Annotated in this window: 16 protein-coding genes and 1 tRNA gene; 4 read left to right on the top strand and 13 right to left on the bottom strand. The window is 36.5% G+C overall.

The genetic code is table 11. The annotated features are described in order from the left end of the window. Positions 1–196 precede the first annotated feature (196 nt). On the bottom strand, positions 197–1,534 hold the full coding sequence (locus tag SJY37_RS14600; protein ID WP_379953294.1) for a 7TM-DISM domain-containing protein: 1,338 nt from the start codon (positions 1,532–1,534) through the stop codon (positions 197–199). Between the two features lie 98 nt (positions 1,535–1,632). After that, on the bottom strand, positions 1,633–3,018 hold the full coding sequence (fumC, locus tag SJY37_RS14595; protein ID WP_379953293.1) for a class II fumarate hydratase: 1,386 nt from the start codon (positions 3,016–3,018) through the stop codon (positions 1,633–1,635). A 147-nt stretch (positions 3,019–3,165) separates the two neighbouring features. Here fumC and SJY37_RS14590 point away from each other — a divergent pair, with 147 nt between their 5' ends. Then, complete coding sequence (locus SJY37_RS14590) at positions 3,166–3,348, top strand: hypothetical protein (RefSeq protein ID WP_013751789.1); 183 nt, start codon at positions 3,166–3,168, stop codon at positions 3,346–3,348. 94 nt (positions 3,349–3,442) lie between these two features. Here SJY37_RS14590 and SJY37_RS14585 read toward each other — a convergent pair whose 3' ends face one another. Both SJY37_RS14585 and SJY37_RS14580 read right to left on the bottom strand, forming a co-directional pair. Continuing rightward, positions 3,443–3,940: a hypothetical protein gene (locus SJY37_RS14585; RefSeq protein ID WP_379953292.1), complete on the bottom strand. Its 498-nt coding sequence runs from the start codon at positions 3,938–3,940 to the stop codon at positions 3,443–3,445. Between the two features lie 218 nt (positions 3,941–4,158). Further along, positions 4,159–7,026 (bottom strand): M16 family metallopeptidase, encoded by a 2,868-nt coding sequence (locus tag SJY37_RS14580; RefSeq protein ID WP_379953291.1) that lies wholly within the window; start codon positions 7,024–7,026, stop codon positions 4,159–4,161. 264 nt (positions 7,027–7,290) lie between these two features. Between SJY37_RS14580 and SJY37_RS14575 the strand changes: the two genes are divergently transcribed. Continuing rightward, positions 7,291–8,097 (top strand): alpha/beta hydrolase, encoded by an 807-nt coding sequence (locus SJY37_RS14575; protein ID WP_379953290.1) that lies wholly within the window; start codon positions 7,291–7,293, stop codon positions 8,095–8,097. Here the strand turns inward: SJY37_RS14575 and SJY37_RS14570 are convergent, their stop codons facing one another. Continuing rightward, on the bottom strand, positions 8,098–9,465 hold the full coding sequence (locus SJY37_RS14570; protein ID WP_379953289.1) for an alpha/beta hydrolase family protein: 1,368 nt from the start codon (positions 9,463–9,465) through the stop codon (positions 8,098–8,100). Between the two features lie 169 nt (positions 9,466–9,634). Continuing rightward, complete coding sequence (locus SJY37_RS14565) at positions 9,635–10,147, bottom strand: hypothetical protein (RefSeq protein ID WP_379953288.1); 513 nt, start codon at positions 10,145–10,147, stop codon at positions 9,635–9,637. 266 nt (positions 10,148–10,413) lie between these two features. Here SJY37_RS14565 and ychF point away from each other — a divergent pair, with 266 nt between their 5' ends. Next, on the top strand, positions 10,414–11,508 hold the full coding sequence (ychF, locus tag SJY37_RS14560; protein WP_339848343.1) for a redox-regulated ATPase YchF: 1,095 nt from the start codon (positions 10,414–10,416) through the stop codon (positions 11,506–11,508). A gap of 72 nt (positions 11,509–11,580) precedes the next feature. On the opposite strand, the gene SJY37_RS14555 is transcribed toward ychF, so the two are convergent. Continuing rightward, positions 11,581–11,994, bottom strand: a complete 414-nt coding sequence (locus tag SJY37_RS14555) for a BLUF domain-containing protein (RefSeq protein ID WP_379953287.1) — start codon at positions 11,992–11,994, stop codon at positions 11,581–11,583. A 765-nt stretch (positions 11,995–12,759) separates the two neighbouring features. Between SJY37_RS14555 and SJY37_RS14550 the strand changes: the two genes are divergently transcribed. Continuing rightward, positions 12,760–12,844, top strand: a tRNA-Ser gene (locus SJY37_RS14550). An 890-nt stretch (positions 12,845–13,734) separates the two neighbouring features. Here the strand turns inward: SJY37_RS14550 and SJY37_RS14545 are convergent. The 6 genes from SJY37_RS14545 to SJY37_RS14520 form a co-directional block, all read right to left on the bottom strand. Then, the gene (locus SJY37_RS14545; protein ID WP_379953286.1) at positions 13,735–14,424 is read right to left on the bottom strand and encodes a nucleotidyl transferase AbiEii/AbiGii toxin family protein; all 690 of its coding nucleotides are present in this window, start codon (positions 14,422–14,424) and stop codon (positions 13,735–13,737) included. Further along, entirely contained in the window at positions 14,425–14,961 is a 537-nt protein-coding gene (locus SJY37_RS14540) for a hypothetical protein (RefSeq protein ID WP_379953285.1), read from the bottom strand. Between the two features lie 164 nt (positions 14,962–15,125). Beyond that, positions 15,126–15,485: a hypothetical protein gene (locus tag SJY37_RS14535; protein WP_379953284.1), complete on the bottom strand. Its 360-nt coding sequence runs from the start codon at positions 15,483–15,485 to the stop codon at positions 15,126–15,128. A gap of 88 nt (positions 15,486–15,573) precedes the next feature. Beyond that, positions 15,574–18,786, bottom strand: coding sequence for a type I restriction endonuclease subunit R (locus SJY37_RS14530; RefSeq protein WP_379953283.1), 3,213 nt, complete (start codon positions 18,784–18,786; stop codon positions 15,574–15,576). An 11-nt stretch (positions 18,787–18,797) separates the two neighbouring features. Beyond that, on the bottom strand, positions 18,798–20,588 hold the full coding sequence (locus tag SJY37_RS14525) for a DUF262 domain-containing protein (RefSeq protein ID WP_379953282.1): 1,791 nt from the start codon (positions 20,586–20,588) through the stop codon (positions 18,798–18,800). Positions 20,589–20,592: 4 nt separating this feature from the next. After that, positions 20,593–21,303 carry a TIR domain-containing protein gene (locus SJY37_RS14520; RefSeq protein ID WP_379953281.1) on the bottom strand — a complete coding sequence of 237 codons (711 nt, stop codon included), beginning with the start codon at positions 21,301–21,303 and terminating at the stop codon, positions 20,593–20,595.

Raw genomic sequence — 21,303 nt, 5'->3', positions numbered from 1 at the left:
AGCCATTAATTCTATCTTGAATTAGTGGCTGTACGCTTTAGTGCGATTATGATACTCTTACGTATCTAGGTTCATATTATGAGGTGCTATTAAAGAGCGTAATGATTTTGCGAGTAATCTCGAGCTGTTACTTACAATGTATAGATAGGTAAGGGCAGAGATAAAAAATATCTACTAGTGTTTTTTTGAAGCCCAGTTAAAACGATAAGTCCTTTAGATCTGTACCGTTATCAAGTCCAAGTTTTGAATAGAGACTGCTGGTTAATTGTTGCAGTTTATCATCAGATAGGCTGTGCTTTAAGGCAATCATCTCGTTGCTGAGTCCTTTAGAAATATCATTTAAAATACGCACCTCCATATTTTCAAGTTTGTATTGATAAATGAGAGATTCCATATAATTATCATCTGCATCTTGAACGTTCTTGTAAGCACTGAGTTCTTTTATTTCTTTTACGTGTAGCATTAACTTATGCTTCATTAAGACGCTCTTTCTTTGGATGTTCTTAAAAGAGAGAAGCAATAATATAGCAATAAGCGTAAAATTAAAAGATGCTGCTACAGCAACCTGAGCAGGAGTATAATTTATAAAGGATAGATTAAAAATGTGAAGAAGAAAATAGTCTGCTAGAAATAATATATTGATACTATAAACACCTATAAGAATTAGTTTACGAGCTCCTTTTGCAATCATAAGCATCAATACCCACATTAAAATAACCGTTACGATACACGTAATATCTACGCCTATAAAACCAATTATGTTATGGCTAATTAGATAAGTAATTAGAAATATAGTAGACAGCGTGCTCAGTGCAAGCATAGCATACTTAATCCACATTTGATGCGGTCTTACTTGTAAGTAAAACATCATAAATCCAGTAGCGGAAAGACCTACTAAATAATGTCCAAATATTTCAAGAGATATAGAAGTGTTATTTGTTATTCCAAAGAGATATAGCACATTATCTTTTGTGAGAATACTTAAAAGAACAGCAAGTACCAAGAATGCAAAAAATAGAAACTGTGTATTTCTTACGATAAAATAAAAAACTAAAATTGCTACTATAAGTGCTATTGCTGTACCGTAAAAGAAACCAATACTTAGTAAGCTTCTTTTTTCTCTACTCGCAAAAGAAGATTCGTCAGAGTGGTGAATAGGGAAATATGCTTCTACTGGAAAATTTGCTTTTAGGTAAAGTGGGAATTCAAGATTTCTTTTGATTAAAAAATATGAAGGAAAACGTGTATCCTTCATAATGTTAAGTTCTTTACCACTAGAATCGTATAATGCTAGATTATTAACATGAGAAGTTTTTAGTTCGAGAATCTCTCTATCTGCAGTTATACCATCTATCTTAAACCAGTAAATACCATTTTCTGTTCCTAGGTTATCTGAGGTAGTTGTATTAAAGCTAGTATTCTTAACTTCATCTATGGTAAGTGTACCACTTGTATCTCTGAGGTAATTAATAGATTCAAATGGAGTGCCCGCACTGATGCATAGCAAAGCCAAAAGAACCATTAATATCTTCATTAGATTTAAAATTTGATAAACAATAATACGTTAAAACGCACTAAGTTACAACTTTGTCGTCATATTAGTGCATTTTAACGATAATTATTGTACAAAAATTAGACCATATCTTCAGGACGTACCCATTCGTCAAATTCTTCTGCAGTTACATATCCTAGGTTGATAGCTTCTACTTTAAGTGTAGTTCCGTTTTTGTGAGCTGTGTTTGCAATCTCTGCTGCTTTGTAATAACCTATCTTAGTATTTAAGGCAGTTACGAGCATTAGTGAGTTATCTAGTAGCTCTTTAATTCGCTCATTATTAGGCTCTATACCTGATGCGCAGTGATCAGAAAATGATACACAAGCATCACCTATAAGTTGTGCAGACTGTAATAAGTTTGCAGCCATCATTGGTTTAAAAACATTAAGTTCATAATGTCCTTGCATGCCACCTACGCTTATTGCAACATCATTACCCATCACTTGAGCACAAACCATTGTTATGGCTTCACATTGCGTAGGATTTACCTTACCAGGCATTATAGATGATCCAGGCTCGTTTGCAGGAATTGAAATTTCTCCAATGCTACTACGTGGTCCTGACGCTAGCATTCTAATATCATTTGCAATTTTATTAAGAGATACAGCAAGTTGTTTAAGCGCTCCATGCGTTTCAACAATAGCATCGTGAGCAGCAAGTGCTTCAAATTTATTCTCGGCAGTGCGGAAAGGGTGTCCAGAAAAATCTGCCATATAAGAAGCTACAAGCTCAGCATATCCTTTTGGAGTATTAAGTCCAGTACCTACTGCTGTACCACCTAGTGCAAGCTCAGAAAGGTGATCAAGCGTGTTGTCTAGCGCTTTAAGACCGTGATCAAGTTGTGATACATAACCAGAAAATTCTTGACCTAGTGTAAGTGGAGTAGCATCCATTAAGTGCGTACGTCCTATTTTGACAACGTCTTTAAAGGCTTCAGCTTTCGCTTTAAGTGTATCCCTTAACTTACGTACCCCTGGGATTGTAGTCTCAACAACTTTTTTATATCCTGCGATATGCATTCCTGTAGGGAATGTATCGTTAGAAGATTGTGATTTATTTACATCATCGTTAGGAGCGAGTGTTTTCTCTCCTTCACCTACAACTTTTCCTGCAAGTTGGTGAGCACGATTTGCAATCACCTCGTTTACATTCATGTTACTTTGAGTTCCAGAACCCGTCTGCCAGATTACTAGAGGGAACTGGTCATCATGCATTCCAGTAAGAATTTCATCACAAGCTTGTGCAATAAGATCTCTTTTTTCGGTAGAAAGGACACCTAGCTCACAGTTAGTGTAAGCAGCTGCTTTTTTAAGAATCGCAAAACCATGTACAACCTCGATAGGCATAGATGCAGGAGCACCTATTTTAAAATTGTTTCTTGAGCGCTCTGTTTGAGCTCCCCATAATTTATCTGCGGGTACTTTTACCTCGCCCATCGTATCTTTCTCGATTCTATATTCCATAATTGAATGTGTTAAAATTGGTACACAAATTTAAACATTTGGCTTCATTTCACATCGTTGATAAGCTGTCAATAAATGTGTTTTTTCTCTTGTGAAAAATAAATAATATCAACTATCTTTGCTTCAAACTAGAAAAGACACGATCCTATGTTCGATTTTGACCAATATTTAGGTTTTCTCGCATTCTTAACCATCCTTACTATAGGATTTTGGTTAATGATATTCCTTCTTACATTTGTAATCCCTTACTGGGTAGGAGGTTCATTTATTGAATTTATGAAAGAGAAAAGAGAAGAGCGCAAGCTTAAAAGAGAGCAAGAAAATAGCTAAGATATTTTTTACGCTTACGCGAAAATATATAAACCTTCAACACAAGCTGTTGAAGGTTTTTTTATGCATTCTTTATTCTCAACTTTATACTTCCTTAATTACTAAAGGCCAGCTGATCCCTTAAGGTTGTAGATCTAATACAGTCTGCCTCAGAGGTGTCACCAAACTCATCTACAAACTTTATACATTGCATTCCATCTGGTAAGCAAGCTTCACCAAAGGTGGTTTGTGAGGTGCACATGGTTGCTCCTGTGCTGTAAACTCCAGACTCATCTAATTCTAATGCAAAGGTGGATACATAATTGTCATTACTAAATACTCGTAAATACTTATTGCCTTTCATATCTATCACCTTTAAGGATGATGGAATAAGCTGTAACCCCAAGGTGCGTGCTTTTGCTTGAAACGCATTTAAGAAGGAAACTTCAGATATAGTAAATACAAATGATTCTTTTTCTAGCACTCCTACAGCTGTAAGACTTATTTCATCTACACTAGGTAAATGGTCTGTACTAGCGCTAAATCTAAGATTGTTATCACAAGACGTAAGAAGAACAGCCGCGATTAAAGAAGAGAGCAAATACTTTTTCATAATACATTATACGTTAGTTTATAATTTACAAGCATTCGGTAAATGGGCTAAATTTATTCTAATTATGAATTTGTAATTTTCTTTTCTAGTTAAATTTTTCAGGTGTTTTAGTTAATTTTTTGTGGTTCATATTTTCGCGAAAGCGTATCCATTACGCATAAAAAAAGAGCCTCCGTGTGGAGACTCTTTTAATGAAATTCACTGTACTTCTATTCACATTATTGCTTGACGTTCTTAAGATCTACTTCATTTCCATCTTTGTCTAGCATTTTTACTTCGTCAAAGCCCATTTTTTTGAACTGTGCAAATTGTGTTGCGGCGTCACCTACTACGAGGTAAGCCATCTTGTTTTCATCAAGATATTTATTTGCAAGCGCTTTGTGTTGCTCTAACGTCATATTACGTATTACGTCTTCCTCTTTCTCAATGTAATCTGTAGGAAGATCATATGCGCTACGCTCTTGTAACATTCCTAATAAAGCAAATTGAGTCTCAAAACGACGTGCATTAGATTTGATGAGTGCATTTTTTGTAAAAGCAAGATCCTCCTCAGAGATTCCTTCTTTGTACTTTTTAATCTCATCTCTAAAGATTTCAACAGATTCTCCAGTTGTGTTAGTACGCACACTAGAAGAAGCAGTAAATGTACCTGGAAGTTTAGATCCATTAAAGTAGGTGCGGGCTCCATAAGTATATCCTTTTTCTTCACGTAAAATAAGGTTTACAGCTCCAGAGAAAGATCCTCCTAGTTTGTAATTCATTACTTCGGCAGGGTAGAAGTCTTTGTCTGTACGTGCCATACCTAAGTATCCTATGTTAATCACAGATTGCTTTGCCTCTGGAATGTCTACAAATAATAAAGAAGATTTGTCTCTTGTATTTGCTATTGGGTATGCTGGGATTGTTACTTCTTTTGCTTCCCACTTAGACTCAAGATCTGCAAGTGCTGCTAGCGCATCTTCTTTTTCAATTTTTCCTACGATATGGAAACGGCTCACAGAAGGTGAGAAGTTTGTTGCGTAAAAATCCTTTAGATCTTGCATCGTGATGCTATTTACAGATTCCTCTGTACCGCTTGTAGGGTAAGAAAAGATATGATCTTCACCATATAATACTTTGTTATATACATTACTTGCTACTGCGTTAGGATTTGCAGCACTACGCTTAATACCATTAATAGTTGCGGTTTTGATACGTCCTAGTTCTTCCTCATCCCATCTAGGCTCAAATAAAATCTCCTCTATAAGGTCCATGGTAGCGGCAAAGTTACGAGTAAGTGTATTTCCTTGAATGGTAATCGCCTCGCGAGAAGTATACATATTGATACTTGCTCCTAGTAATTCTATGGCTTCTTCTAACTGCTCTGGAGTTTTATTTGCAGTACCCTCCATCATAATATCTGTCATAAGGTTTGCTACCCCATTTTTTTCCATACTGTCAAGTAAGTGACCGCCTTCTATCACGAGGTTAAAGTTTACCGTAGGGATTTCATTTTGAGAAATACCATACACTTCAATACCGTTAGAAAGTTCTGCTTCCCATGAACTTGGGATTTTAAGAGCAGGAGCGTCTCCTACAGATGGAGGCGTAGCACGATCAATTTTAGATGGTGTTTTTACTACTTCTGTAACTGCATCTTCTACTACCTTAGTTACATTCTCTTTAATTTCTTCTTCAACAACGTCTGCTTTTACAGAGTTTTCTACAATAAGATTAAGTTGGCCCTTAGGTACAAAACTCGTTTGCACATATGGCTTCCCTTTTACGTAAGTGTTATACACACGCATTACATCTTCCTTTGTAACCGCTTTGATGTTCTCAATATCTTTTTCAATAAAATCTGGCTCACCAGCAAATACATTATAGCTTGCTAGTTGGAACGCTTTACCGTTTACACTGCTTATACCGTTATAGAAACCAGTTTCAAGGCCAGCTTTGATACGCTCTATATCTTTATCTGTAACGCCTTCTGCTTCAAATTTTGCAAGACCTTCATCTATTGCTGCTTCAATTTGATCAAGATCTACACCGCTATTTGCAGTGATGATCACGTGAAATTCTCCTGCAATTTCCTGGCTATTATTGTAAGCTGTTGTTCTTGAAGTAAGATCTTTTTCTTTTACAAGAATCTTATATAAAGGAGCTTTCTTTCCGCTTGCAAGAATTTCAGCTAAGAAATCTAATGCGTAGGCATCATCTGTATACTGCTGCACTGTTGGGTACACACGGTGTAATTGTGGTGCTTGAGCAAAGTTATCCTCGTGGTATAGTTTCTTTGTTTCGGCGATTGTTACTGGCTGTGGCTCAAGTGGAGCTACATCTTGGCGTTTTTTGATCTCACCAAAGTACTTCTCAATAAGTGCTTTTGCATCTTCAGTTTTAAAATCTCCTGCAAGTACGAGTGTCGCATTGTTAGGACCATAAAACTTGTCGTAAAATTCTTTTACGTCTGCTACCGTAGCATTTTGTAAATCCTCTAGTTCGCCAATAACTTGCCAGTTATATGGGTGACCTTCTGGATAGATGTTTTTATCAAGTACCCATCCCGTGTGACCGTAAGGATTATTATCTACACGTTGTCTTTTTTCATTCTGAACCACCTCTTGCTGGTTTTCAAAAGCAGATTCGGTTACTGTATTAATCAAGAATCCCATACGGTCAGATTCTAACCATAAAATTGTTTCTAGTGCATTGTTAGGTACCGTTTCATAATAGATAGTTCCATCTTTCCAGGTACCTCCATTTAATGTTCCTCCGGCATCTTGCACCGTTTTAAAGAACTGATCTTGTGGTACATTTTCAGATTCTTGAAAGAGCATATGCTCAAAAAGGTGTGCAAAACCAGTGCGTCCAGTCTTCTCACGGTTAGAACCTACGGCATATTGTATGGCAAGCGATACAATAGGATCACTACTATCTTGATGCAAGATAACGTCTAGTCCGTTTTCAAGTTCGTATTTTTCATAGTCTATCGAGAGTTTTGCATCTGCTGCTTGTGCCTTGTCACCACTGGCATTGTCTTTACACGAGGTAACAACAAAGGCTCCTGCCATAAGGACAAAAGCAGCTGTTTTTAAGTTTTTCATGATCTGTGTTTTTTGATTTTTTAAGATTCTGTAAGATAATCTGCAACTTGATAACCTTTTCATAAAATTATGTTAATGGCAGATACTGAGATTGTTAATATTATTTTCGTAGCGATATAGACTTCATCTAGTATCACAAATACCTCATTATTTGTGAATTTTTAATCCTACAGCATTTACTGAAGCCACGCTTCATTCTGCGGTATTTTCTGTAAACGAACGGAAGAATAGTATTTTTGCAGCGCATCCATCAAGGCAGCATTCATGAAAAAGCTCAAAAAACCATTGATTATACTATTTATTGTTGCAAACCTATATGCGATTCTCTGTGGAGGTTTATACTTCTTTCAAGACAATCTTATTTTTCATCCGCAGCAGTTGCCGCAGGATTATGCTTTTGATTTCGAACATCCGGCTGAGGAGGTTTGGCTTGATGCTCAAGATGGAGCACGCTTGCACGGACTTAACTTTCAGGTGGATGATGCCAAAGGAACCATTTTATACTTTCACGGTAACGCTTCAAGTCTTGCTCGCTGGGGAGAGATTGTGCAGTTTTTTGTTGAGAAACAATATAATGTCGTAGTGATGGATTATCGTCAGTATGGAAAGAGTGGAGGAGCGCTTACTGAGCAAAATTTATATGATGATAGTTTGCTGTGGCACGCTTTCGCGAAAGCGCAATATCCCACAACCCCAATAATAAGCTACGGTAGAAGTCTTGGGACAACCTTTGCAACCTATGTTGCAGCTAAAGAAAATGTGAGCCAACTCGTACTAGAAACACCATTTTACAGTATTGAAAACGAGGCAAGCTCAAGATTTTCTATACTTCCAGTCAAGAAATTACTCAAATATGAATTCCCTACCTATCGATTTATAAACGATGTACAATTACCAATTACAGTGCTTCACGGCACAGAAGACGAAGTGGTCGCATACGAGCACGGAAAGCGATTATTTAACAGCATAGATCAAGAAGAAAAGGTATTAATTACCATTCCAGAAGGTGGACATAATAACCTCATTGAGTTTCCTGCTTATGAGGAAGCTATAGATAAAGTTCTTAATTAATTATCGTATTGTTTCTTCCTTAATCCACTTTGCAATGAGCGTTAGTGCTCTTGGAGCCATGGTTTGCTCTATTTCTGAGTATTCTGTTAACGCGCCAGTGGTGCTTTCTTGAAAGAGATGATTAAGCCCTTCAAAGGCTACTGTTCTTGTGCGCTCGTTATTACTAGCAGCAAAAGCTTCTTTTATAGCTTCTAGATTCTCTTCATAAGGAACTTGTAAATCCTTTTTACCATTCATTGCGAGAATAGGAGTTTTGACTTTACTTAAATATGTACTTGGCTTCGTTCTTAGTAGACTTATGATCTCGGGAGTAGTGATTTGATTTGTGATGGATTCCACTTGCTGTGCGGGTACATTAGGACCAAGTTTGTTAAGTAAGGCTGCATTTACTTCGTTTTTTAGGTCTCTATGATTTTCTGGAGCATTTACAATGATCTCATAAGCACGTCCTATGATTTCTAGTCCTTGTTTTATTTGAGCTTCTGGTACATTAAGTAACCGTTCTAGCGCTGCTTTTTGTGAGAGCATGAGTTGGTCACCATCTATTCCAGGTCCTGCGAGCATGACTGTAAAATCTACATCATCATTAGTTGCCGCAATTTGCGGAGCGATAATCCCTCCGATGCTATGACCTATAAACCCAAATTTAGACTCCTTGAGATAAGAACGCTTTTTAAGATACTCAAGTGCAGCCGTGGCATCTCTCGTAAACTCTGGGATACCTGCAGTTTTAAAAGTTCCTGAAGATTCGCCCACGCCGCGCTCGTCGTATCTAAAAACGGCAATCCCTTGTCTGGTGAGATAATCTGCAAGGACGTAGTATAACTGGTGGCCAAACATATCTCCATCTCTATTCTGCGGGCCGCTACCACTTATGATAATAGCTACGGGAGGATTCTTAATATAATTAGGAAGTGTGAGTGTACCGCTAAGTTCGATATCGTCCTCCTTATTCTTAAAAACGAGTTCTTTTGTGGTGTAGTTAAAGGGAGCCTTCGGTTGTTGTGGTCTGTTTAATGTGATCACACCACGCTCGAGGTTGAGTGCTACGGGAAAGTTATTTTGGATAATATTACCCGTAAGGCTGTCATTCTTAAAAGCACCTTTGTATATGATATTAAAATCTGGAAAAGTCGCAACGAGAGTGTCATTTGTAAACGTAGTAGTTCCTGCTTTTCCCGCCATGAGTCCTTGGCTTGGGATATCCATTGTGGTGGCAAGAGCGCTATTTTCTTCTTGAATGTGAAAAGCAAAGTCCAGCTTTTTTCCTTGAAAGTCTACGGTACCTGTCCAGTCTCCTGTAATTTCTTGTGAGTAGGAGGTAAGCGCGATTAAAAAACCTAGGATGAGTGTAAATAAAGCTTTCATAATGTACTAGTAAAGAATATATAGAATACTAAGATACTTGTAAATGTATGAATTGAGGGTAAAGTGTTCAAATTTTGGCGAAAGCCTAACAAAAAGAAACCCGAGGCTTGCGCTCTCGGGAATCTAACCAACCAAAGTTGTCTATGGCTGTTGTATTATACGTTACTTCTTAAAACTTAGTAGAAGTTGGCGTTTTTTTAATTTTATATGTCACTGTCGTTACAGAGTCATCATCATTATTATACTCCTCAGACACCATATTTCCATCCTCATCAAAGTAGCTTACAGAAATCCCGTTTGCCGTTTTGAGTAAGTACACGTCACCTTTTGCAAGTTGGCGCATTGTTCCGTACTCAGATGTATTATTCTCACGAGTTCTCATGATCGTATATCCATCTTCAGATTCTTCAAGTTGAAACTCAGAGTCATTATAAGTATACGTCACCTCACGTTTTACAACAGTGTTTCCTCGTTGTAAGGTTTGATTCAATTTTCCTTCCTCTGTAGGATCTAGTTGTGTAGGCGTTACTGTAGACACCTTTTCTGTTTTGTACACAGTCTCGTTACCTAGTGAAGATTTTACAGTCGTTCTTGTCGTAGTCGTTTCTTCTATCGTTTCTTGTGCTTGTGCTGCTGTGATTGTAAAAAGCGCTGCACATACTGTATATATTAACTTCTTCATGTTGTCTTGTTTTGGTTCTGTACAAAAGTACCTATGCAATCCCTCTATGATGCTTAAGGGTATGGTAATGCTTTGCTAAGTCTTTGCCAAAGTTTATGTGGCAACCTCCCCTTTCTCTTAAAATATCACAACTTTCGGTTGTTTATATAAGCTTGGTCTGGCAGTCGGTAGATCTATAAATAAGAATTATCTTTGCATCCTGAAAAAAGAGTGGAAAGGTATTTTTTCCGCTTTCGCGAAAGCGTACTATTAATACACATTATTTTATGAAAGCTGGAATCGTAGGATTACCTAACGTAGGGAAGTCAACCCTTTTTAACTGTCTGTCTAATGCCAAAGCGCAAAGTGCAAACTACCCGTTTTGTACTATAGAGCCTAACGTAGGTGTGGTAAATGTACCAGATGAACGTCTGTCAAAACTTGAAGAGCTTGTAAAGCCTGAGCGTGTAGTCCCTGCTACGGTAGAGATTGTAGATATTGCAGGTCTTGTAAAAGGAGCAAGTAAAGGTGAAGGACTAGGAAATCAATTTCTAGGAAACATACGTGAGACAGATGCTATCATACATGTGCTACGTTGTTTTGACAACGATAACATTGTACACGTAGATGGAAGTGTAGATCCTATAAGAGATAAGGAAACGATAGATATAGAGCTACAGCTTAAAGATCTTGAGACTACAGATAAGAAACTTGAAAAAGTAAAACGCGCTGCTCGTACTGGTAATAAAGAAGCACAAGCAGAAGAGGCAGTACTTTTAAAAATAAAATCTTCACTAGAAGCAGGAATCTCTATACGAGCTATTGATATAGATGAGGATACGAGAGAAGAGTATGTAAAGCCATTACAATTTATTACAGACAAGCCAGTAATGTACGTGTGTAACGTAGATGAAGGAGCTGCTGTAAATGGTAATGAGTACGTAACAAAGGTACGTGAGGCTGTAAAAGAAGAAAATGCAGAGGTAGTAGTACTTGCTGTAGGTACAGAAGCAGATATTACAGAGCTAGATGATTATGAAGAGCGCCAGATGTTTCTTGCAGATATAGGTCTTGAAGAGCCAGGAAGTGCTGTCTTAATACGTGGAGCATACAAGTTATTAAACCAGCAAACGTACTTTACAGCAGGTGTAAAGGAAGTACGCGCATGGACGGTAAACATAGGAGCAACTGGACCACAAGCAGCTGGAGTAATCCACACAGACTTTGAGAAAGGCTTTATACGTGCAGAGGTAATACAATATGAAGATTTTGTAACCTACGGTAGTGAGTCAAAAGTACGCGAGGCTGGAAAGCTAGCAGTACAAGGAAAAGAATACATCGTTAAAGATGGAGATGTAATGCATTTCTTATTTAACGTATAAGTATAAGCATCAATAAGTAAAAAGCCTCACTGTGAAAACAGTGAGGCTTTTTTTATGATGGTTATTTGATGGTTAATCAAGTATAATAAAAGATCGTAAAAGGCGTGACAGCTTATCTGATGTAGTAGATTGTATCGAGTGTACTTTGAGATACGCTTTGATCTCATCTAGCTGCTCTCTATTTTCAATAGTTTGAAAACGCGAGTTATATTCTTCAAAAAGTGATTTAGTACTTTCCTTATTAATTACCTCAAACACGCTGTGGTGACGCGTATCATGTTTGATTTTAGTAGTGTATAAGTTGGTGAGATATTCTTCGTCACCTTCTAGTACTTGGAAGAAGTTACCAAAAGAGTGTAGCAAGATACCACGCACACCACGCTCATTATTGCGCTCATTAGTATGATCAAAGATTTCTTGAATTTCTTCTTCAGATAGATCCTCAGAGGCTTTACTAAAGTAACAGATGGTGTACACAGATTTCATAACTAGGGATCTTGCGGCAAATATAATTATATTATGATAATTGTTTAACGCTTTTTAAAACGAGAAGGACGTTATTGGAATTTTGGTGAACAGAATTTGGGGGGTGTTTGTTGCTTGCTTGCTGTTGTTGCTTACTGTTGTGAAACATCTCTCTAAATCTCTCTTCGAAGAGAGACTTCATTTTTTTCCCCTTGCGGGGAAGTGGTGGGGTGGTTTTCTTCCCTTGGCAGGGAAGGTTTGTTGTTGCTCACTGTTGTTTTCTTACTGTTGTGAAACATCTCTCTAAATCTCTCTTCGAAGAGAGACTTCATTTTTTTCCCCTTGCGGGGAAGTGGTGGGGTGGTTTTCTTCCCTTGGCAGGGAAGGTTTGTTGTTGCTCACTGTTGTTTTCTTACTGTTGTGAAACATCTCTCTAAATCTCTCTTCAAAGAGAGACTTCATTTTTGTTCCCCTTGCGGGGAAGTGGTGGTTGTGTTGTGTTGTTTTTTCTTTTCTGTTGTTGCTCACTGTTGTGGGACATCTCTCTAAATCTCTCTTCGAAGAGGGACTTCATTTTCTTCCCCTTGCGGGGAAGGTTTTTTTTGGTTGGGTTAGGATATTAGGTGTTGAGGGAAGGGTGATTTTATTTTTTTTAGCGCTAAAAGTGCTCGGGTAGTGGGAGTTATGTGGTTGATTGAAAAAAACTACAAAAAAGTGTTGTTGTAAAGGAAAAAGCACTGTATATTTGCACCCGCAATCAAGCAGATAGCTTGATGAGGCACTCTAGGAGAATTGGCAGAGTGGTCGAATGCGGCAGTCTTGAAAACTGTTGAGGGTCACACCTCCGGGGGTTCGAATCCCTCATTCTCCGCAAAAGAAACCCGCAACGTTGTTGCGGGTTTTTTGTTTTATAACCATACGTCAAGCTCCGCTTGAAAGTAGGGGTAGAAAACAAAAAACCTAACGAGCAGAGCTCGTTGAAGGTTTCATGCTTGCCCAGGATTCCCCCTTGGGATCACCGCAGGTAATCCCTTTCTAATTTTCACCAATTAATTATTTGTAATCTCCGCTTGAAAGTAGAGGTAGAAAACAAAAAACCTAACGAGCACCGCTCGTTAAGGTTTTCATGCTTGCCCAGGATTCCCCTCTGGGATCACCGCAGGTAATCCCTTTTTCTATTTGTCATCAATTGTTATTAGTCAAGCTAGCTTGGTAGGCGAAGGGATAAAACAAAAAACCCAACGAGCACCGCTCGTTAAGGGTTTCATGCTTGCCCAGGATTCCCCTCTGGGATCACCGCAGGTAATCCATTTCTAATTTTCACCAATTAATTATTTGTAATCTCCGCTTGAAAGTAGGGGTAGAAAACAAAAAACCTAACGAGCACCGCTCGTTGAAGGTTTCATGCTTGCCCAGGATTCCCCTCTGGGATCACCGCAGGTAATCCCTTTTTCTAATTTTCAACAATTATTTATTTGTAATCTCCGCTTGAAAGTAGGGGTAGAAAACAAAAAACCTAACGAGCACCGCTCGTTAAGGTTTTCATGCTTGCCCAGGATTCCCCTCTGGGATCACCTTTAGGTAATCCCTTTCTATTTTTTATCAATTATTTATTTGTAATCTCCGCATGAAAGTAGGGGTAGAAAACAAAAAAACCAACGAGCACCGCTCGTTAAGGGTTTCATGCTTGCCCAGGATTCCCCCTTGGGATCACCGCAGGTAATCCTTTTTTATCTAATTATTTAGCTGGTGCAATGATATTTAGCTATCAATTATTTGATTGATAGTTACTTTTAATAGGTCTAAACTTTCAGTAAGAATTTGACGATCAATATTTGCCGACAAAATTTCATCACTACTGCGCTGTACAAGCAGTAGTGATAATTGCTCTCTTATAAATAGACGAACGTCTTTATGGGTGTTTTTTATTTCAGAAACAATGTCGCTATTATTTAATAATATGTAAAGTATATCTTCAATATCGTGACTGGTGCGGTAATCTGTACCTCTGCTATTAAATGCTTCAAACTTAGTAGCTATAAATATCGATGGACTAAAAATTTGAATCTCTTGCGTGTTGACTTTTGCTTTGTGGATGTCCTTAAAGCCATATGCATACCATTTGTTATTACCATTTACGGGGTTATCAATACCATCTGGAATTATATCTACAGGTACTCCTTTAAATATTTTACGCACAATAGAGGTGCTTACTGGGTCTGGAGAAAATTTTTGATCCCGTAATTGCTCTTCTATTTTTATCCAATCACTATAATTCTTAACTTTAATAGTAACATCTATATCTTCAGTTACTCTTATTTCATTAATTGCGTGATTATCTGCGTATAAACTCACCACTGCACCGCCTACAAACACCGCTGTCTCCTTGAGTTCCTCAAGTCCAATAGCTACTTGCTCAATTGCGTCTCTATTTTTTTCCTGACTTATCATTTATAGTACCAATAATTTCGTACCATCATTAGTGCTTTTAGCATCAAAAAATAAACGTTCTAAGGCTTTAATAGCCATAGCTTTTTCCCTTGCCCTGCCTACGCGTAAAGTATCTACTAAGGCTAACAATTCATATAAGATTGCGTCACTTTCTACCGCCTTTATAACCGATGGATAAAGAGGTTCTATAGCTTGTCCTCTTAAAGTACCACGGGCTGAGGGCCACACATAATGCTCATTACTCACAATCTGAGAGTTAAGCGGTAGTGCAGAATGTGCTGTTGGTATTCCTTTAACTAATGACCCGGGTTTCTGCGGAAATACATAGGTAATACCACTCTTTAAAAAGTCGAGTAGTGCCAGTTTAAATACCTTCTTTCCAGAAGGGTCAATCAGGCCCGCATATTTTGAACGTACAATAGATTTACTCACCTCAGACTGGCTAATGCCTAATGAGTGTGCCAAATCTAGCTGCTGCCATTTTTCATTATTTATGGCAATAATCTTTAATAATATCACAATGTCTTGCGGACTCATTATTTGTTGTTTATACTTCATAACTTATTATTCCATATTCGAATATGCAATAATAATGAATATATAATTAAAATTCAATAAGTTAATCCATAATATTCCATATTCGAATATAGAATACGTTAACTAAGCTATGCTACTACCGCCTACTAACTACCGCCTACCGACTAATTAAGCACCTCCTTATGTACCCCTTTTCTATAGCAGCGTTCTTCACCTAGGTATAGCGGATTACCGTGTTTTTCTGACCAGAAGCCTTCTAGTAGATCTTTGGTGATGCATTGATAGACTACGACACCTTTGTAGATGGTCTCGTCATCGCCCTCATAATTAAAATTAATCACCAGAATATTATTTTTAAAGAAACCAGTCCCTTGTTGGTACTGATCACCACTTATTAGCCAAGTAGCAATAATTCTCTTATGCTCATCTAGCGCTAGTTTGAGTTCGCCCTCATAGCCTGCGGCATCTGCACTTTGGTTGCTTCCTGTGATGATGTATGTGCCTGCTAGGTCTTCTATGGTCATTGGGGTGGGGGTTAAACGCTAGTTGCTTATTATTTAAAAACATTACGAAAGAGTAAGTAGCACTTATGTTGTAATGTCAAGAAATGAACTATTTTTTATTTTTCTTAAAGTTCTCTGCTTGTGAGAAGATTTCCTGATACACTTCATCTCGCTCAACAGGTGGATATCCATTATCATCTAGAAGTATAATTAACCCAACCTTTAATTCAGATTTAATACTTCCTTTATTATTCCAATCTGGAAACTTTGCCAAATCTCCAACAAGTTCTTTTATTTTCTTGGCGAGTGTAATAAGTTTGTCTTCTGGATACGTAAAATCATATTTAGCACACAACTCAAGAAGAATATCATAAAAAGCTTTTTCTTCAAAGTCTATTCCTAGTTCGTCACCCGCATTAAATTCTTCTCGAACTTGCATTATCATTTCTGTTAATGCTTCAGCCATTTCATCATAGACTTCACTTCGTAAGATATCATTTTCGCTTCTATCATTATATTTAGCTACCAGAGCATCCATTTTCTTAGTAAAATCGACACCTTTTACCTTATTTACTTTCTTCATTTCTCCAATAGCCCTTGCTAGTAGTTTTTGAAGTAGTTTAATTTTTGTGTTAGGCAATTTTATCTTTTCTATTTTGGCTAAATAGTCATCATCAAAAATATCTTGTTCAGCTTCAGAATTTTCTCCTATTTTAAATATTTCTTCTACACCGTCACTTTGTAATGCATCTTTTATCATTTCACGCACTTTAGCGTTCATTTGTGCGGTGTCTGGTGCATCACCTTTTGTTAATTTGAAAACGATAGAACGAACTGCTAAATAGAAATGCGTATAATCTCTTTCTTTTTGCGTTAGCTTTTCACTTCCTGCACAAATGTCATAAGCCGCTTTTAAACGCTTTACTAAGCCCATAAAGCGAGTTTCAGCTTCTTTGGTTACTTGTGCAAATTCTGCAGCTTGATTTAAAGTATTTAATTGGTCTAATGCAGAGCCATCAAAGTATTTACTATTGTCAAATTTATGGAACAACTTACCTAATAAATCTAAGTGATTACGAACTATAATTAACGAAGACGCTATATCTTCAAAGTTATCTTGGTCGCCTTTTCCGTATTTGGCTAAAGCCATATTCATAGCTTTTTTAATACCAATATAATCTACTACTAAACCTTTATTTTTACCTGCAAATTTTCTGTTTACACGAGAAATAGTTTGAATTAAATTGTGTTGCTGAATAGGTTTGTAAATATAAATACTATCTAAAAATGGAACATCAAAGCCAGTTAACCACATATCTACCACAATGGCGATTTTAAAGTTTGATTTTTCATTTTTAAACTGACGGTCTAACTCTTTTCGATACTCTTTTGTACCTAAAGCTTCATACATTTCTTTAGGGTCATCTTTACCACGTGTCATAATCATTTTAACACGTTCCATTGGTTTTATTTCTCGTTTGTCTTTATCGGTTAACTCTGCTCCGTCTTCTGCCTGTTTAATTTCGGCCCATTCTGGTCGTAGGGCAATTAGGTTTTTATAAAATTCGTAAGCAATTGTTCTGCTAGGACAAACAAACATTGCTTTCCCTTTTACCGTAGCTCCTTCGTTGATTCTGTTTTCATAATGGTTTACAAAATCTACTGCTATTTTTTTGAGCACGTCTGGGTCGCCCAAAATAGCATTCATATTTGCTGATTGCTTTTTACTTTCTTCTACTTGATATTCATTAGCTCCTGCATTGGCCGCTTCTTCGTAGTATTCTTCGATTTTTTGTAATTCGCTATTGTTTAAAATAACTTTTGCAGCTCTTCCTTCATATACAATTCTTACTGTTATTTCATCTTTTACAGACTCGGTCATTGTATAAGAATCTACTACTTTACCAAATACATCTAATGTTGCATCTATTGGTGTTCCTGTAAATCCAACAAAGGTTGCGTTAGGTAAAGAATCGTGTAGATATTTAGCAAAACCATAGGTTTTTTTAACCCCTTTCTCGGTAACTTTTATTTTTTGGTCTAGATTGGTTTGACTTCTATGGGCTTCGTCACTTATACAAATGACATTGGTGCGTTCTGTGAGCAATTCTAAGTCTTCGGTGAACTTATGTATGGTAGTCAGAAATACGCCACCAGATTCGCATCCTTGCATTAGTTCTCTTAGATGACTGCGACTTTCTACACTTACAATACCATTATCTCCAACATAGTTTTTGGCATTGGTAAATTGTGATGATAATTGATCGTCTAAATCTGTGCGATCTGTGATGAGTACAATGGTTGGATTCTCAAAATATTCGCTTTTCATTAATAAGCGCGTTAAGAACAGCATTGTAAAACTCTTGCCACAACCTGTAGCACCAAAATATGTCCCACCCTTGCCGTTTCCATTTGGTTTTTGAGCTAGTTTTATATTGTCATATAATGCTCTTGCCGCATAATATTGGGGATAACGACACACAATTTTTTCATCTTTTTTACTGCTATCTGGTAGGTAAATAAAATTGCGAATAATATCTAGTAAGCGGTTTTTATGCAACATTCCTTGAACGAGCGTAAACATAGAATCTATACCATCTACATCTTTTGCTAAACCTGCAATACGTCTCCAAGCATAGTAAAACTCATAAGGTGCAAAAAATGAACCCGCTTTGTTATTTACACCATCACTAATAACACAAAATGTATTGTAGATAAAAAGTTGTGGAATATCTCTTTTATAACGTGTTGTTAATTGTACATAAGCATTGTGAATGGTAGTGTTTTCTTGTATGGCTGTTTTAAACTCAAAAACCACTAAAGGCAAACCATTTACATATAAAATACCATCTGGAATACGTTTGTGTGTACCTACAATTTCTAATTGATTGACAAATTTATAGATGTTATTGTCGTCATAAGTTAATTCAGGTTCTGCAACTTTAATCGTTTCTATGCTTGCGCTTTTAACTTGTTTTTCTAAACCAGAAAAATCTATCAATTGCACATAGATATCCTTTTCACTTGGGTCTTCCCTTTTTAGAATAAATCCGTCTGAAAGCATACGCATAAAACGTTTATTGCTTTCATATAAATCTGAGCTAGGTAATGTTTTCAATTGCAGGATAATACCATCTATCTCTGTATTAGAAATGTTCTCTATAGCATATTTAGAAGCTAAAAATGAACGTAAATCGTCTTCAAGAATAACTTCATCTTCTGCACGATTTAAAGTATTACCCAAATGGTGTGGATATCCTTCATTTGCCAATAGCTCTGTAAAAACATTTTCTAACTGCGCTTCTGTAAATTTTTGACCCATCCGTTTTACATTTATAGACTTTCGTAATATTCCTTTAATTTCTTAGACATCATTTTGCGCCTTTCTTCCAAAAAGGTATTATAATTTTGATGTGTAGCTTCGGTTATAAATGGAGGAATATCATTTGTTTTGATGTTTTCGGTTAAAGCAGATTCAGCATCTAATGTGCTAATTTCATTAACACCTTTAATTATTTGGTCTTTAATTTTAGCTAAGTATTCACTGGGCGGCATTTTACCCACTTTTATGTTGGTAGCTTGTTCTGTATATACAAAATTGGCTACTTGGTTATAGGCTTTCTGTGGGTAGCCGTTGTTTATTAAATACTGTTTTGGGAATATGTGATGAATATCTCCTCTTTGTTCTATTAAACTAGTAATGGTCATTGATTTTGATAAGAAAGCTACAGCATTACTATTTACTTGAGCTGCTAAATACAACGTATAGGCATTGTTATTTACACTAGAACTTTCTAAATCGTTTATTAAACCAAAATCCCAAAAGCCTTCACCTAAATGAGCTTGCTCCATTTGTAATAAATAGGCAGCTATACCTTTTTCATTTATTTGTTTTATGTCTTCGTCTATTCTCGATTCTGCTGAACCTGAATAGCGACCAATAAATATGGATAATATCAACCATCTTTTTACATAGCCTTGTATTTCTGGTTCACTCATTCCTTCATCACGAAGTTTTAAGTATAATGCATACGCAAAATTTAAACTGTTTTGTGATGAAATAAGCTTTCTACTTATTAGGCCAGTCGATTTTAATATCATTACAAACCGTTGGTAATTAGTTTGGTTTACAAAGGCTTCTAGACCTTCTGAAAGCTTATTATAACTCGCTGCTGCAATTTCATTTTCGTAGGTTCTGGTTTCAAAATTTCTGCCGGATAATAAAGCAACCAAGTCACTAAACTTACCACGACTAAATTTAAACGTAAATGCCACACGAAGCATATCTATATAATCAGGGCAATACAAATCATCACTACCTGTAGCCATCCAATTAATGGCTTTGTAGTAGTTGCTTTCCGTAAAATTGGTATCGTTATCTACAATGTGTTTATGGAAACTTTTATCTACTAACAAACGGCAGAAATAATCTACCATTTTACGCATTTTGTTTCCTCCGTGTTGCTCGTCTGAAGCAATTTTAGACATTACAAAATCGGCATTACTTAATACCACACCTTTTTGATTGATACGAATAAAGATTTCGGTTACCGTGTCAATATCTAAACTTGCGTCTAACTCAATAATACCAACTTGTTTACTTTTTATCTTTTTAAGATTTTCAATTCTATCCTCTATTAAATCTTCATCTGCTTCTGGATTATCTTTTAAGTATTGACGAATGGCTTTGGTGATAGAAATTTCATCGTTTACAATGGGGTTGATGTTGTTGATCCATTCAGGACTTCTTTCTTTGGCTTTGTTCAAAACCTCAAAAGCTTCTGTTAACGGATTAAAAGCAATGCGAATATTAATTTCTTTATAGTTTTTATTGAGAACACGTTGCCCAACGATAGCAGCTGTTAAAGCAGTGATACGTTGTTGACCATCTATTAATACTTTTTTACCTGCCGATAGCTCTCCATTCTTTAATTTAACATCAGGATTACGCCAAGTAATAATGTAACCAACAGGATACCCTTGATATAAAGAATCTATTAAGTCCCTAACCTTGGAAGCTTTCCATACAAAAGGCCGTTGAATTTCTGGTATGGCGATATCACCAGATTTTATCCAACTTAATAAAGTTTCTACGGGTTGTTGGTGTACGCTATATTTTGCCATTTTATTAATCTAGTTTAATTTTCATTTTATAGCTATCATTTGCAAGTTGATTATCCTTAATTTCAACAGCTGCATCTATATAATTATTATAAGAAGAGCTATTAAAGTCACTCCACTTAACGGTTTTGATAAAAGAAGGATTATTACTTACATTAATAGTAGTGCCATTACATTCCTTTGTCTCAGTGTTTTTTAGATTAAACATGTTCTTTTTTAACATACTGAACAACTGATTAGTAAAATGAGTAGTAGAGTTGCAATCGAGATTTTCTCTATAATACCAATCGTATGAAGCATGTTCGTCAGGTAAAACAACTCCTAATATTGCATTCATTTTACTTGCTTGATTTTCCCTTTTGATCGATTGTAGAGAATATGAAATTTCCCAAGGTATCCATTGATCTTTTTCAAGTTTTAATGGATCTTTCATTCCTTTAGATATGACTACAATTGTTACACTACTTTGAAAAATCTTGTCTTTTAATTTTCCTTGAATAGTGGAGTCAGCAAATTCTTCTAAGCTATCACCATCTTTTTCACCTAAATTCATATTATCTTTACCTATAAGGTTCTGAAGTACATCTACAAAGTCTCTAGCTTTAGTTTTTCTTCTAACCCATTTCATTTCCCCATCTACTTCATCGTAATAGGTATCTTTTAATTTGGCAACCTGCTCGTCTCCGTATTTATATGAAACAAATACTTTTTTTCCCAT

This window comes from Dokdonia sp. R78006, from assembly GCF_042466145.1.
In the GTDB taxonomy this organism is placed as follows: domain Bacteria; phylum Bacteroidota; class Bacteroidia; order Flavobacteriales; family Flavobacteriaceae; genus Dokdonia.
This window is presented reverse-complemented; position numbering and strand designations above follow the sequence as displayed.